This is a genomic window from Moorena sp. SIO1F2 (assembly GCF_010672755.1).
GTDB lineage: Bacteria > Cyanobacteriota > Cyanobacteriia > Cyanobacteriales > Coleofasciculaceae > Moorena.
In genome coordinates, this window is the sequence record NZ_JAAHFV010000148.1 from 1 (window position 1) to 14848 (window position 14848).

At 43.1% G+C, this 14848-nt stretch carries 14 protein-coding genes; 12 read left to right on the forward strand and 2 right to left on the reverse strand.

Annotated features, from left to right (window positions below; translation table 11 throughout):
- Positions 1-436: 436 nt before the first annotated feature.
- Complete coding sequence (locus F6J94_RS18055) at positions 437-610, forward strand: hypothetical protein (protein WP_293043017.1); 174 nt, start codon at positions 437-439, stop codon at positions 608-610.
- 495 nt (positions 611-1105) lie between these two features.
- Here the strand turns inward: F6J94_RS18055 and F6J94_RS18060 are convergent, their stop codons facing one another.
- A complete protein-coding gene (locus F6J94_RS18060; RefSeq protein WP_293043020.1) occupies positions 1106-2062 on the reverse strand; it encodes a F510_1955 family glycosylhydrolase in 957 nt (318 codons plus the stop codon).
- An 81-nt stretch (positions 2063-2143) separates the two neighbouring features.
- Between F6J94_RS18060 and F6J94_RS18065 the strand changes: the two genes are divergently transcribed.
- From F6J94_RS18065 to F6J94_RS18115, 11 genes are all read left to right on the forward strand, one after another.
- Complete coding sequence (locus F6J94_RS18065; protein ID WP_293029963.1) at positions 2144-2329, forward strand: hypothetical protein; 186 nt, start codon at positions 2144-2146, stop codon at positions 2327-2329.
- A gap of 187 nt (positions 2330-2516) precedes the next feature.
- Entirely contained in the window at positions 2517-2804 is a 288-nt protein-coding gene (locus F6J94_RS18070; protein ID WP_293043023.1) for an addiction module antidote protein, read from the forward strand.
- Positions 2805-2995: 191 nt separating this feature from the next.
- Positions 2996-4336 carry a cytochrome P450 gene (locus F6J94_RS18075; protein ID WP_293043026.1) on the forward strand — a complete coding sequence of 447 codons (1341 nt, stop codon included), beginning with the start codon at positions 2996-2998 and terminating at the stop codon, positions 4334-4336.
- A 385-nt stretch (positions 4337-4721) separates the two neighbouring features.
- On the forward strand, positions 4722-5444 hold the full coding sequence (locus F6J94_RS18080) for a hypothetical protein (RefSeq protein ID WP_293043029.1): 723 nt from the start codon (positions 4722-4724) through the stop codon (positions 5442-5444).
- A 336-nt stretch (positions 5445-5780) separates the two neighbouring features.
- Positions 5781-6323 (forward strand): EF-hand domain-containing protein, encoded by a 543-nt coding sequence (locus F6J94_RS18085; protein ID WP_293043034.1) that lies wholly within the window; start codon positions 5781-5783, stop codon positions 6321-6323.
- A gap of 326 nt (positions 6324-6649) precedes the next feature.
- Entirely contained in the window at positions 6650-7324 is a 675-nt protein-coding gene (locus tag F6J94_RS18090; protein ID WP_293043039.1) for a glutathione S-transferase family protein, read from the forward strand.
- 232 nt (positions 7325-7556) lie between these two features.
- Positions 7557-9953, forward strand: a complete 2397-nt coding sequence (locus tag F6J94_RS18095; RefSeq protein ID WP_293043045.1) for a cation-translocating P-type ATPase — start codon at positions 7557-7559, stop codon at positions 9951-9953.
- Between the two features lie 114 nt (positions 9954-10067).
- On the forward strand, positions 10068-11984 hold the full coding sequence (locus F6J94_RS18100) for a WD40 repeat domain-containing serine/threonine-protein kinase (RefSeq protein WP_293043050.1): 1917 nt from the start codon (positions 10068-10070) through the stop codon (positions 11982-11984).
- Positions 11985-12116: 132 nt separating this feature from the next.
- Positions 12117-12704 carry a Uma2 family endonuclease gene (locus F6J94_RS18105; RefSeq protein WP_293043053.1) on the forward strand — a complete coding sequence of 196 codons (588 nt, stop codon included), beginning with the start codon at positions 12117-12119 and terminating at the stop codon, positions 12702-12704.
- 178 nt (positions 12705-12882) lie between these two features.
- On the forward strand, positions 12883-13488 hold the full coding sequence (locus F6J94_RS18110) for a class I SAM-dependent methyltransferase (protein ID WP_293043056.1): 606 nt from the start codon (positions 12883-12885) through the stop codon (positions 13486-13488).
- Positions 13475-13606, forward strand: a complete 132-nt coding sequence (locus F6J94_RS18115) for a hypothetical protein (RefSeq protein ID WP_293043059.1) — start codon at positions 13475-13477, stop codon at positions 13604-13606. Before F6J94_RS18110 ends, F6J94_RS18115 begins: the two co-directional genes overlap by 14 nt.
- A 14-nt stretch (positions 13607-13620) precedes the next feature.
- Here the strand turns inward: F6J94_RS18115 and F6J94_RS18120 are convergent, their stop codons facing one another.
- Positions 13621-14289 (reverse strand): ATP-dependent Zn protease, encoded by a 669-nt coding sequence (locus F6J94_RS18120; protein ID WP_293043062.1) that lies wholly within the window; start codon positions 14287-14289, stop codon positions 13621-13623.
- Positions 14290-14848: the final 559 nt, after the last annotated feature.

Below are 14848 nucleotides of genomic sequence, written 5' to 3' on the forward strand. Positions count from 1 at the left end.
AGTCGGGAGTCGGGAGTCGGGAGTCGGGAGTCGGGAGTCGGGAGTCGGGAGTCGGGAGTCGGGAGTCGGGAGTCGGGAGTCGGGAGTCGGGAGTCGGGAGTCGGGAGTCGGGAGTCGGGAGTCGGGAAGAGAAAATAGTCGTTAATTTTCAGGTGGGCAGTGCCTAGCAACCTGCATTGCCAGCTTGGTGAATCTGTCTGCGACCCTGCCCACCCTACAGGAACTTTAAACCCAGAATTTTTGGTAATAGGGAACAGCGGATCTGGGAACAGGGAACAAAATTATCACAATTACTACACGGATTGCTATTAGCCTTTTAAGGCAAAATGCAAAATGCAAAATGCCATGCTCAAGAGTGGTTTAAGCGATGCATCGCTTAGTCTATTAATCCTATGTTTACATCTCAAATAAAAATGCTATAGCGTTTTTCCTAGCTATGAGGTACACAGAATTTTTGCCCTATTCCCTATTCCCTGTTCCCTATTCCCTGTTCCCTATTCCCTACCTATTTCGTGAGCGCTGCCCTATAACCCGTCGCCGAGTCTGGAACCACATAGAAATACCTGTAATTGCTAAGGTTAATAAACCAAAGGCATTGAGAAAGGGATAAATCATTTGTAAGTTAATGGCACCAAATTTTCCTTTGTGCAGTTCCAAAAGCCAAATAAATTCACTACTTTTATCAGTAAGAACTGCCACCTGAAATAAGGAACCGGTAATCACAGTCAACAACACTGGCAATATCATAATTGGGGCAAACCAAGCGTGCAATTGACGTAAACGGAATCTATTAATAGCCATAGTAATTATCAATTATCAGGGCACTTTAAGTACAAAAATCTGGGTTGTAGGGAGCAGGGAGCAGGGAGCAGGGAGCAGGGAATAGGGAATAGGCAATAGGCAATAGGCAATAGGCAATAGGGAAAAATAATGTGTACATCATAGCTATAATAAACGCTATATTATAGTCTTATAATAGTAATATAAATTCTATAGGGTACCTAAATGAATTGTGATAATTTTTGATTCCCTACTCACTACTCCCTACTCCCTACTCCCTACTCCCTACTCCCTACTCCCTACTCCCTTTTCTATGGGAATAGTATTAGAATAATGGTTGCCAAGTTTTGCCGCTATCTTTAGATTGTAAAATTCCATTCTGATCATTAGCAGCGTATAAAAAATCGGGATTAGACGGGGCGATCGCCATATACAAAAATAAGTCTCCAGTTTCTGCGCTTATGGCTTCCCAAGTCTTACCCCCATCGGTACTTTTAAAGAATCCTCCGGAGTCTTCTGAAAGGATGTGAAATCCATAAATTACTGTCTTTTCTGCTTCAGATTTCAGAGCCAGACTAGCAACGAGGGACTCTTGAGAATTGGGGACTAAAATCCAGCTTTTTCCACCATCCCTACTCTCAAATAATCCCAGAGTTGTAGCGGCAAACACGTGCTCAGGATTGCGCGGGTCAACTACTAAGTTATGGGGATTATCCTCCAGTCCCTGCGCTGGTAATTGATTCCAGGTTTTGCCACCATCCTTTGAAACCAACAAGCCTTGTTTTCCAGAAACCGCCCATCCATAAATTACTTTGGGGTTAGCTGGTGCGATCGCTAAAGTCAAAAAGTCTACTCCGAGCAGGGATTGGAGCTGCCAATGTTGCCCTTGATTGTAGCTAGTCAGAAAACCGAGCTTGCCTCCTGATGGTGGATGTAAGCTAGCATAAAAGCGTCCGCTATCCTTGGGATGAGCCACAAAGCTGGTGAAATTAGAACGAGTTTTGCCAACTTGCAGCCATTTCCCTGCTTCAGAACGCTGGAGTAAGCCATGATGGGTGGCTACGTAGAGAATTTCTGGATTCTCTGGACTGACAGCCATAGCGTGAATATTAGTTTTCTGCCACCACTTCTCAGGAGCATCACTAAGAATAACGTTATTCTTAGTGACATCATTGGTCACTCCTGTTATGGTTGATTGAGTGATATTGGTTTTAATTGTGGTGGGTTGACAACCCATCACCGTAATAGCGACAATACTGTAAATAAACCAATTTTTAACCATATCGTTTATCTCTACATTCATCTATACATCAATTGCTTGATTGAAGCGGGTACAAGTGGCCCTACCACCAGTAATCCTAAGATGAATTCTCCCAATCCCAGGGTTGGACTGGTAATTTCAGTTCTGGTAGTTAACGTTTTACTATCCACTGTTGCTGCTTCGGAAACTGTAGCGGTTGCCACAAGAAAAGTTATTGGTACTGATACCGATTCTAGACCAAGCTGGTTTGATGGTGATGGCGTAGTTGCCGCTTCTGGGGTTTGTTGAGGTATGGTTGTTGGTGAGAATTTTCGGTGTGGGCAAGCAAAGGTTCTTTAATGTATTATAGGTCTGGTGTACAATTTCATTATTTGGGAGTACCTTGATAATCCTCCTTGCAGGTGGTGACAAGCGCACCCAAGACCGGGACATCAAGACAGCCCTAGATCTAGCACAAAAGTTATAGGAGATGGTCATGACCAACATCAAAACCCATCCCTGGGATGTGGCAGAACATCTGGAGACCAAAGAAGATATGGCTGCCTATCTCGAAGCTGCTCTTGAAGATGGCGATCCTGCCTTGGTGGTGGCTGCTCTAGGAGATATTGCTCGTTCCAAAGCAATGACACAAATTGCTCACGAAACCGGTCTCGGACATGAGAGTCTTGATCAGGCGTTGTTGATGGAAGGTAATCCAGAGTTAGCCACTGTTCTCAAGGTAATACAGGCACTTGGTCTACGGTTGCGGGCTACTTCGATATGAAGTATTGCATTTTTGTTGTTGTGTCTTTTGACTAACTTAGAACGTTTCTTCCTAAACCAATTGGTAACCCAGTTACTCAGAAAAGATTTCAAAATTAATAATCATATCCAGTAGGGATTTCAAAATAAGATGGGTTTACCCTGGATCAGGCAAGAGATAATAAGTCTTGACCCTGCAGCTTGCTTATTTCCATGGAAACCACCACTCAAGATATGCGTTCGCTTCCATTGCCCCCTGGTAACGTCTGTTTACCCATTATCGGTGAGACGATCAGCTTTTTAACCGATCGAAATTTCCACAAAAAGCGGTTAGACAAGTATGGGCGCATTTACAAAACCCACATTTTTGGTAGTCCTGCGGTGACGATGAATACTGCAGAAGCGAATCAATTTCTGTTTACGAATGAAAATCAGTATGTTGCTTCTATCTGGCCCAAAAGCACGCAAATCTTACTTGGAGCCGCCTCACTGGCCAACCAAACGGGAGTTTTCCACCAAAAGCGCCGTAAGTTAATGTCCCAGGCGTTTCAACCGAGAGCATTAGCTAGTTATATTCCCACCATGGCCAACATTACTAGCAATTATCTCCAGAAATGGGAACAGATGGGAACTTTAACCTGGTATCCTCAACTGCAGGACTATACCTTTGAGATCGCTAGTACCTTGCTGATGGGAACTGATGGAGGTTCCGAAACCCCTCTGGCTCAACTATTTAATAACTTTTCTGAGGGAGTGTTCAGTATCCCGCTCTCTCTACCTTGGACAAGGTTTGGTAAAGCCTTGCGTGCTCGTCAAGGATTGCTGACCTATATCGAAACCATTGTCCAACAGCGACAGCAACAGAAAAATCCCGGAGAGGACGCCTTGGGACTATTGTTACAAGCCGAGGATGACCAGGGGAATTCCTTGAGTTTGGATGAAATCAAAGACCAAGTGCTTCTGTTGTTGTGGGCAGGCCACGAAACCTTAACCTCTGCGATCGCATCTTTTTGTCTGTTGACAGCGCAGCATCCAGATGTTGTTGCCCATCTCCGTGCTGAACAACAGCAGTTTTCTGGTTCAGAAGCCCTAACCATGGAACATCTCAAGCAGATGACCTATCTAGAGCAAGTGCTCAAAGAAGTGCTGCGCATAATTCCTCCTGTTAGTGGTCTTTTTCGGAAGGTTATTCAGTCTTTTGAATTTAACGGTTACTTGATTCCTCAAGGTTGGAATATACTGTGCCAAATTACCGAAACCCACAAAGATGAGGAAATTTATCAATATCATCAACGCTTTGATCCAGATCGGTTTGGTCCAGATAGGACAGAAGATAAACAAAAAATCTTTGGATATATTCCCTTTGGTGGCGGTTTACGGGAATGTTTAGGCAGGGAGTTTGCCAAATTAGAAATGAAGATTTTCGCGGCTCAATTGCTCCGGGATTATGAATGGAAATTAGTGCCAGGTCAAGATTTAGAAATGGTGGTGATTCCAACTCCCCATCCCCGGGATGGACTTAAGGTTAAGTTTAGTCGTAGAGTAAACTCTTAAGGTAAGCATATGCGCTACGCGCACGCTACGCGAACAGACGTGAGCTTTTAGCTCACGCTACTTGAGGTGCCATCAACCGTCAGCTTATTTTTTTCAAAAACTATTCCCGTAGCGTAGCCACAGGCCAAAGGCTGATATCGCGGCGCTACGGGAAAGGCAAGAGGCATGCATGCTAGAGGCAAAAGTTGATGGCAACAGCTTTTGCTGGTTGTATAAATCTCAAACACCTGAATCGGTAGTGCTATATCATCCTTAAGTTAAGCTTAAATCTCAAGTTGTTTAGGGTTTATTTGGTAGAGTAATTCACTATTAGTGCTTAAAAATGGCTAGTCTTCCCTAACCATTGCCATGGAGTGATCCAACACTGAAGATTTTAGTTTCACTGATGATCAATTCAATGTCGAAAGCTGACCATAGCCTGTCTAGGAAAACTCCCGGTGATTTATGGTATTCAGATCAAGAACTTTTGGCTCCATATTTATATCTCGAAAAAGATGGATACCTGGTTTATGTCATGGGTGTTAATGACCAGACTAAAAATTGGACTGAACAGGTTCGCGAAGTGCATAAAATGCACTTAAAAAAAGCAGGATATGAGGGATTTAGTAATCGAATCGACAATGAATATCATTTAGTAGGAACCTATTTTTTTGTCATCAAAGACAATGAAATAGTACTAACATCACGAATTAACGATAGAACCAAGTCGAGTAGGTTCCCTTTTGAAATGGGGCAAAGACCTAATGGTGAACATTACGTTTTTCAAGACAAGATTCCGGCAGTCGATATCAATACATACAGCGTGATGCTCAGACACTACAGGCGAGCCATGCCATTACTATTAGCAGCTTTTGGTAAATATATTGATGACTTAGGAGCTAAAAGGGCTTTCTGTTTGGTTGATCGTGAAAACAAAGTTACTCAGAGGATGTATCATGATGATTTCCACTTCTTATACTCAACTACATTTGAGGAGCCGATAGTGTTCCCTTCTTTCCTCAATGGATTGAACCAGCAGCCAGTTGAATGGAAGATGATGGAATGGAATGAACAAACGATTAAGTATTATTCTGAATTGCACCGAATGATAACTATAGAAACGAAATAAAGCACCTAATAGTAAGTATTTATATGGCGGTGGGGCCCAGAAAACATCGTAAGGATTCAGTTCAATAGCTGTAAGTATATCCCTGACGTATTGTTCAGTAATTTGCTGAATTTGAACTCAGCTGGTAATGCCATCGATGTAGCACAAAGATTATTTTGTGAAGGCAAAAAATTAACGAGACTATGGTAGTATAGTTTTGTCAGCTAAAGGTTTAGAAGTTCTTTATGCTGAACAGTAGCAATGCTGTTGTGTAGTAGTAATTTACCTAGCCTTGAAGCTACCTTGGTGAATTGCACCAGTCAAATCTTACTTTTTTATTGATGGAGATTAGCCAACATGCTTACTGAATTTCAAACCAAGAAATGGACGCATTTGTTTAATATTTATGATACTAATAATGATGGTGTTGTAACCAAAGAAGACTTTGATATTAAAGCGCAGACAGTAGCTAAGTTACATAATCTTGAGCCGGGATCCGCTGGTTATGACAAGATGTATGCCGAAGTCATGGCTGATTGGGATCATCTCCAAAAAGATGTAGATAAAAATAATAATGGTGAAATTAGTTTAGATGAGTGGTTGGAACATGGTTACACTCGAATTACCAGCAACGAAATGTACGAGACTGTAAAAAAAGAAGCTGATGAGGTTTTCGAGCTGTTTGATCAGAATGGAGATGGTGTTATAAGTCCTGAAGAATTTTCTAATTTGATCAAAGCCTGGGGAGTTAGCGATGAAGAATTAGAGATTGCTTGCTCTAAGCTAAATCTGAAAGCAGGTAACACTTTGTCTAAGGATCAGTTTAAAGACTTGCTTGAACAATTTCACAAAAGTGATGACCCAGATTCTCCTGGTAATTATCTTTTCGGTTCTTTCTAAGCTCGATCGCGTAGCGTGACCAAAGGTCAATCGCTTTTAGCGTGGCCTACGGCCAATCGCGTAGCGTGACCAAAGGTCAATCGCTTTTAGCGTGGCCTACGGCCAATCGCGTAGCGTGACCAAAGGTCAATCATTTGATATTGTAGATCTCGTAGGGTGCGTTAGGCGAAGCCGTAACGCACCATTATTTTAAGCCGTAACTAACTTTTTGAGTTCACAGACCCTGAAGTTTCAGAACTACCATTACCTTCTAAGAAGCAACCACAACCATATTTTTCGGTAAAATTAAGCTAAATTTCAAAGGTAAACGTCAGGATAAATAATCGATGCTCAAATTCTACTACAATCCCCTCTCGCCCAATGTTCGTCGTGTCTGGCTAACCTTACTAGAAAAAAACCTTACCTTTGAAACAGTATTAGTTAAATTAGATGGCGATCAATTTCAACCAGAGTTTTTAGACATTAACCCATTTCATCACATTCCTGTTCTGGAGGATGACGGTTTGCGGTTAGTAGAATCCTTGGCAATTATGGACTACTTGGAAGCCAAATATCCCACACCTGCGCTGCTGCCAACTTCACCAGAGGCATTAGCCAAAGTACGCATGGTACAATTGTTGACAGCTAATGAGCTATTTCCCCCAGTAGTTCAACTAATCTGTCAAAAGGAAGACTCACCACAATTTACACGAGCCAAGCAGAAGCTAGATACAGTACTCAAATTTTTATCCGAGTTATTAGGAAACAGCCCTTACTTTGCTTCGGACCAGTTAACCTTAGGAGATATCGTTGCTGGAGCAGCAATATCGTTATTGCTGAAGTTAGAGATTAATCTTACTGATTATCCTAACATGGATCAGTGGTTTAAAAGATTGATGCAACGGGAACCATGGCAGAAAACAGAATTGAGTGCAGAAGATTTTGAAGAATTTAAGCGGCGAGTAAAAGTTCTGGTAAAACTCCGTGCTCGTGAACTGATTGGGGGAAATAAGACAAAGTAAATGTAAGCTATCAGCGGTCAGCTGTCAGTGGTCAGCGGTCAGCGGTCAACTATCATGCAGACGTAACTCAGATTACAGCGTTTTTCATAACTATGAGGTGAACAGGATTTTTTTTCTGTTCCCTGTTCCCTGTTCCCTGTTCCCTGTTCCCTCACTAAGCACTAAAACTCATCCCCTTGACTCTCCACTAAACTAGAGAGTTTATCCTTTAACCGTAGGGTTAGAGGATATCATGACACAACAAAGCTTTCGTTTACAAGGAATGAGCTGCGCTGGTTGCGCCAGACGCATAGAAACCCTGATTCAAAGGGTTCCAGGTGTAGTAGAGTGCAGGGTCAATTTTGGTACAGAAGAAGCTAGTATTACCTACAATACCGAGGAAAGTAACCCCCACAAAACTAACCAGCAACTAACCAAACTGATTCAACAGACAGTGAGTGATGCTGGCTACCAAGCTTTCCCGATCGAGGATATCAGTAATGAGCCTGATGATCTCGAATGGCAACGTCAAGCCGAAACCCTTGACCTAAAACGAAAATTCATTGTCGGTGCTGTGCTTAGTACTGTGTTAGTGATTGCTTCACTACCGATGATGACAGGATTATCTATCCCCTGGATTCCATCTTGGTTACATCACCCTTGGCTACAGCTGGTCTTAACCACACCGGTTCTGTTTTGGTGTGGACAGTCTTTTTTGACTGGAGCATGGAAAGCCTGGAAACACAAAACAGCAGATATGAATACCCTAGTCACCCTTGGGACTAGTGCTGCCTATGTCTATTCTCTGTTTCCCACGGTGTTGCCCCCGGTTGTTTTGAAATCATTCCTACCCCAAGGGGTAACTCTCCCTGTGTACTATGAAACCACTGCTGTAGTGATTACCCTGATTTTGCTAGGGCGATTGCTAGAACACCGGGCTAAAGGACAGACATCTCAAGCAATTCGTAAGTTGATGGGATTACAAGCTAAAACCGCTCGTGTGATTCGCCATGGTCAAGCGCAGGATATTCCCTTGGCCCAGGTGCAAGTTGGAGATGTGGTATTAGTGCGTCCAGGAGAAACTATTCCGGTAGACGGCATAGTTATGGAAGGAGCTTCTAGTGTGGATGAAGCCATGGTGACAGGAGAAAGTGTTGCGGTCAAGAAACAGCCGGGGGATGAAGTGATTGGAGCAACGATTAATAAAACCGGTAGCTTCCAGTTCCAAGCGACTCGGGTCGGGAAAGATACCGTACTGGCACAGATTGTTAAGTTAGTACACCAGGCTCAAGGGTCTAAAGCACCGATTGAAACCTTAGCGGATCAGGTGACAGGGTGGTTTGTGCCGGTAGTGATTGCGATCGCAATAATCACTTTTGGAGTTTGGTGGATAACCACGGGAAATCCTACCCTAGCCATGATTAATATGGTGGCAGTGTTAGTGATTGCTTGTCCCTGTGCTTTAGGTCTAGCTACTCCAACCGCAGTGATGGTAGGGACGGGTAAAGGTGCAGAAAACGGGATTTTAATAAAAAATGCCGAGAGTCTGGAATTGATTCATCAACTGCAAACTATCGTGCTAGATAAAACCGGAACCCTAACGGAAGGGAAACCTACGGTAACGGATTTTATTACAGTTGGAGGCATCTATGACTCTTCGTCAGAACTGGGCAGCTTTACCGGCAGCAATGAAATCAACTTGCTGCAACTAGCGGCAATAGTGGAAAGTCATTCGGAACATCCCTTAGCTGAAGCAGTGGTGCGCTATGCCCAATCTCAGGGAATAGGATTGCAATTACCAACACCAGAGAATTTTACTGCTGTTGCTGGCAGTGGGGTACAGGCAATGGTTGATCACGATCATCCCCTGTTATCTCCCGAACCAGCAGGGGGTGGGCTCAAGGGCAAAAGATTGGTACAGATTGGGACAAAACGATGGATGGAAGAATTAGGGATTGACACAGATGTGACAGTGCAACCGAATCGGTCTTTAGCAGACTATCAGGGGGATTGGGAGGCGAGCAGTAAGACGGTAGTTTGGATCGCAGTTGATGGTAAAATTGAGGGGATTTTCGGTATTGCTGATGCCCTCAAACCTGCTTCAGCTGAGGTGGTGAAATCCTTGAAGCGGTTGGGATTAGAGGTAGTAATGCTAACGGGAGATAATCAACAAACTGCTGATGCGATCGCAAACGAGGTTGGCATCCATCGGGTATTTGCTCAAGTCCGACCAGATCAAAAAGCTAGCATGATCTCTACTCTCCAAAAAGAAGGCAAAACTGTAGCAATGGTAGGGGATGGGATTAATGATGCCCCAGCTCTGGCTCAAGCAGACGTGGGGATTGCCATTGGTACAGGTACTGATGTTGCGATCGCAGCCTCTGATATTACCCTAATCTCGGGAGATTTACAAGGTATCATTACTGCCATTCAACTAAGTCGTGCTACCTTCAGCACCATTCGCACTAACCTATTTTTTGCCTTTATCTACAATGTACTAGGAATTCCGATTGCGGCTGGTGTGTTATTCCCGATCTTTGGCTGGTTACTCAATCCCATTATTGCTGGTGCAGCGATGGCATTTAGTTCAGTATCTGTGGTAACTAATGCGTTGCGATTACGGAATTTTCAACCTATTTCTGGGTTATGACACACTGTTATTGGTGGGTTACGGCGGATAGGTCGGTTAAAAGGTGAGCTTTTAGAGTATTCGCCGCCTAACCCACCCTACCCTTGGATTTAAGTAATCTAACCAGCTGTTTGTGTGAGCTACTGTCTCAATCCCAACTGCCCTAAGCCTTACAATCCTGATGGCAACAAGTTTTGCCAAACTTGCGGCACTAAACTCTTGTTAGGACAGCAATACCGCCCTATTAAGCTGATTGCAGCAGGAGGCTTTGGCAGAACGCTTTTGGCCATCGACGAGGGAAAAGCGTCTAAATCCTACTGTGTGATTAAGCAATTTTACCCCCAAGGTAATAATCATCCTACCAAAGCTGCTCGATTATTTCACCAGGAAGCCTTGCGCTTAGAACAGTTGGGCAAACACCCCCAGATTCCTGAACTCTTCGCCCATTTTGAACAAGATCATCACTGGTACATAGTTCAGGAATTTATCCATGGGGAAAATTTAGCTCAAGAGTTGGCAGCAACTGAACCATTCCGAGAAGGTCAGATTCGTAGACTCCTGAGTCAGTTGTTACCAGTGCTGCACTTTATCCACCAAGGTAAGGTAATTCATCGGGATATCAAGCCAGAGAATATCATTCGTCGTGGTATCCTCCGCCCCAGTGCTAGGCAGGGGGTTATCACTCCCCCAGACCTGGTATTGGTAGATTTTGGTGCAGCCAAGTATGCCACAGCCACTACCTTAGCCAAAACTGGCACAACTATTGGTAGTGCTGGTTATGCGGCTCCCGAACAAATCTTTGGTAAAGCAGTATTTGCCAGTGATATCTATAGTTTAGGAGTCACCTGCATTCATTTATTGACCCAAACTCAGCCATTTAATTTATACGATCCGATGGAAAATGGCTTTGTCTGGCGGGATTTTTTGGTCAATAATCCCGTCAGTAGACAATTGAGTCGGATTCTCGACAAAATGATTCAGAGTTCCATCAAGCTCAGGTATCAATCCGCGATCGCAGTGATGGACGATTTAGGAATCACCCAAGAAACCGAAGCTGGTCTTACCTGGGAGCCATTCCACCGTAATCAACTAACTCCCCAATCCACTGGTAAAACTAATCTAAAAACTAACTCTAGGCCACCAAGAGGTAATCCCAGGATTATCGTTTTTGCAGCAACCACTCTCAAAGGTCATTCCGATGAAATTTATTCTGTAGCCTTTAGCCCTGATGGACGTACCCTAGCCAGTGGGTGTAGGGACAAAACTATCAAGTTGTGGGAGTTGAAAACAGCCTGGGAAATCCTTACCTTTGGAGGTTGGTTTTCTAAGCATTCCGCTGAAGTACGTGCTGTAGCATTTAGTCCTAAAGGCAGGAGTCTTGCCAGTGGTAGCGCTGACCACACCATCAAACTCTGGAATGTCCGTACTGGTAAAGAGATGTTCACCTTCACAGGGCATTCCGGTGAGGTGAATTCCATTGCCTTTCACCCCCAAGGATACCACCTTGCCAGTGGCAGTAGCGATGGCACCATTAAGCTTTGGGATGTTCGTACCCTTACGCAGCTCACTACTCTGACCGGACATTCATCATTGATTCATTCAGTAACCTTTAGGCCAGATGGAAAAATCCTTGCTAGTGGTAGTGCTGACGCTACCATCAAGCTGTGGGATGCCTTAAGTGGTCAGGAAATTCACACCTTTGAAGGGCATTCAGACCAGGTGCTTGCGATCGCGTTCACTCCCAATGGACAGACCCTAGCCAGTGCTAGTGCTGACGGTACTATCAAGCTTTGGGATATTGGCACTGCCCAGGAAATTACCACCCTCAACGGACATAATGGTTGGGTTTATGCGATCGCATTTGACCGTAGTGGCCAAATACTCGCTAGTGGTAGTGCAGATACTACTATAAAGCTATGGGATGTTGATACAACTCAAGAAATTGGCACTCTCAACGGTCATTCAGACACCATTCATGCTCTTGCTTTTGGTCCGAATAACAGAACTCTTGCCAGTGGTAGTTTCGATAACACCATCAAGATTTGGCGCTAATTACCTAGCTTGCTTCAGGTAAAAGGCAATAGGCAATAGGCAATAGGCAACTGGCAATAGGCAATACGATGATTAAGAACTAATAATTATACTTACGGTAAACATAATAACAAAAGCAAATTTTAAATACCAATGCAACTAATATCTGAACCCAAATATTATTCTCCAGAAGACTATTTAAAACTAGAAGAAACAGCAGAATACAAGAGTGAATATCGGGATGGAGAAATTATACCAATGACTGGTGGCACTACCAATCATAATCAAATTGCCCTTAATATTGCTACCCTTTTCAAACTTGGATTAAAGGGAAAAGAGTACAAAATTTACATTGGTGATGTGCGTTTGTGGATACCTCGTTACCGTCAGTATACTTATCCAGATGTTATGGTGATTCAGGGTGAACCGGTTTACACAGGTAAGGGTACAACTACAGTAATGAACCCGATGTTAATTGTCGAAGTTTTATCAAACTCTACTAAAAACTATGACCAAGGTGATAAGTTTTTATACTATCGTTCCATCTCAGAGTTCAAAGAATATATTCTAATCGAACAAAGTGAGTATCGTCTACTGCAATATATAAAAACTGCTACCAATCAATGGCAGTTCACTGAGTATGAATCAGAAAATTCCGTTATTTCTCTAAATTCCTTAGAGTTAAGCGTTTCTGTTCAAGATATTTACGAGGGGGTAAATTTTCAACTTAATCAAGACTAATGTTTTGATTAATTATTAAACTTGCTCCCTTCTGTACTATTTAAATAGTAAAGCTACCCTAAACCAAACAACCTTCAACCTTGGCCAAAAGGCCACGCTACGCGAACAACCAAACAACCTTCAACCTTGGCCAAAAGGCCACGCTACGCGAACAACCAAACAACCTTCAACCTTGATAATGACTAGTAATTTTTTTAGCACAAAAGAAAAGTTCTTTGATCTGTGGGCACCAAACTACGACATCCTGTTCACCACAGTATTTTACCAAGCACTCCATAAACGGCTGTTAGAGTATGTAGAACTCACAAATCAGCCCAATGTATTAGACCTTGGCTGTGGTACAGGTCATTTACTTAATCGTCTTGCTCAAGAGTTTCCCTATCTTCGAGGCACTGGGGTAGATTTATCTACTCAAATGCTCGCTCAAGCCCGACAGCAAAACCAGCATCGGCAGCGAATAATCTATAGAAAAGGCAATGCTGAATGTCTCCCCTTTGCTGACAGGGAATTTGAAGCAGTATTTAATACCATCAGCTTTTTACACTACCTCAATCCTCAACAAGTTTTCTCAGAAGTTAGCCGGGTACTGGAAGCCAAAGGACATTATTACCTAGTAGACTATACTGTTAGAAAGCGAAAAAAGTCTTTACCAATTTCTCCTAACCGCATTCGTTTCTATAGCCGACAGCAACGGGAAGAATTTGGCCAGGTAGCCGGTTTGTCATGCTTAGGGCATCACCATCTCCTCGGACCCGTTGTGCTAAGTATCTTTGAAAAACCTTAATAACTATTCCCTCTCCCCATACCTCCAATACATTCCAAAACTCCCTACTCCCTACTCCCTACTCCCTACTCCCTACTCCCTACTCCCGATTCCCTACTCCCTACTCCCTACTCCCTAACTAAAGCGCTATAGTTATTGAATCACCTCACAGCACTCTGCCACAGATGCCCGTTTTTCCATAGCAGCCACCAGTGCTTCATAAGATTCCCAGTGTTCACTAATCATACTAGTCGCTTGACGCTCAGCCCATCGTGCTTTAACTGAGTACTCACTAGCAGAAAAACCTAACCCTTCCAAAGCATCTCGGAGTTTTTCGCAGTCTTCTGCTCCGCCCTCAACACTCTCATAGACTATAGTTTCCGCAGCAATGCCTGCCATCCAAACCGTGCAAAATCGATCTAAGGTTAATCGCATTTCCCGAATACTAGAAGCCTTAGCCGATAGTGCCTCAGTATCAAACGTCACACCACCATTACCCAGTTGTCCCTGCTTCAAAGCTTCCCAAGCACTTAAGGTGTAACCAGTGATTGGAATACCAAGTAAGTAAGCCACCAGAAAATGACCCGCTTCATGGCGAATTATGCGTCCGCGATGTTCAGGATTGGTACTCGCCAATACATCTAACAGCAGCGTTAACCCTTTCCCTTGGAAGCTGAAGCCATCTAGGGTAACAAGACTCAAGACACCAAAAGTAGTTACCGCAGGGATTGCCGGAGAAATATTCAACAGTGGTCCTAGCAAAACCGAAAGGGTCATGCCAAAAACACCAATAGCAATTAAATTCAGCGCAATTTGTTGCATTTGTTCTTGGTTACTTGTTACTTCATTGTTAGTTATATCATGTTTTTGGTAACAATTATGAATAGTAGGAAATAGGAAACAGGGAACAGGGAACAGGGAATAGGGAATAGGGAATAGGGAACATGAAACAGATAACCGACAAATAGTAGGGATATTAACTACTTTTTATAAACAACTTTTTTGGATAAATGTTTATATAAACATGAGATAAAATTTTTATGATTAATTGCAATTTTTACTGTCCATCCAAGTATCCAAGCCTTTCATCCTTCATATTTAAACCTTGGCCAAAAGGCCACGCTACGGAACCAGATAACCTACCCTACGGGAACCCTAAAGGTGAACAACTTTTAAGAATTAAGAATTAAGAATTAAGAATTAAGAATTAAGAATTAAGAATTAAGAATTTTACATTCTGCATTCTACATTCTACATTCTGCATTCTACATTCTACATTCTACATTCTACATTCTACATTCTACATTCTGCATTCTACATTCTGACAGACAACCTTCATACTTGATCCTCAAACTTTGGTGTATCCGATGGAGGAGAAGGA

Bases quoted from the DNA above. Each gene is read 5' to 3' on its own strand.
- F6J94_RS18055 (WP_293043017.1), top strand. From the start codon at position 437: ATGAGGTACACAGAATTTTTGCCCTATTCCCTATTCCCTGTTCCCTAT.
- F6J94_RS18060 (WP_293043020.1), bottom strand. From the start codon at position 2,062: ATGGTTAAAAATTGGTTTATTTACAGTATTGTCGCTATTACGGTGATG.
- F6J94_RS18065 (WP_293029963.1), top strand. From the start codon at position 2,144: ATGAATTCTCCCAATCCCAGGGTTGGACTGGTAATTTCAGTTCTGGTA.
- F6J94_RS18070 (WP_293043023.1), top strand. From the start codon at position 2,517: ATGACCAACATCAAAACCCATCCCTGGGATGTGGCAGAACATCTGGAG.
- F6J94_RS18075 (WP_293043026.1), top strand. From the start codon at position 2,996: ATGGAAACCACCACTCAAGATATGCGTTCGCTTCCATTGCCCCCTGGT.
- F6J94_RS18080 (WP_293043029.1), top strand. From the start codon at position 4,722: ATGATCAATTCAATGTCGAAAGCTGACCATAGCCTGTCTAGGAAAACT.
- F6J94_RS18085 (WP_293043034.1), top strand. From the start codon at position 5,781: ATGCTTACTGAATTTCAAACCAAGAAATGGACGCATTTGTTTAATATT.
- F6J94_RS18090 (WP_293043039.1), top strand. From the start codon at position 6,650: ATGCTCAAATTCTACTACAATCCCCTCTCGCCCAATGTTCGTCGTGTC.
- F6J94_RS18095 (WP_293043045.1), top strand. From the start codon at position 7,557: ATGACACAACAAAGCTTTCGTTTACAAGGAATGAGCTGCGCTGGTTGC.
- F6J94_RS18105 (WP_293043053.1), top strand. From the start codon at position 12,117: ATGCAACTAATATCTGAACCCAAATATTATTCTCCAGAAGACTATTTA.
- F6J94_RS18110 (WP_293043056.1), top strand. From the start codon at position 12,883: ATGACTAGTAATTTTTTTAGCACAAAAGAAAAGTTCTTTGATCTGTGG.
- F6J94_RS18120 (WP_293043062.1), bottom strand. From the start codon at position 14,289: ATGCAACAAATTGCGCTGAATTTAATTGCTATTGGTGTTTTTGGCATG.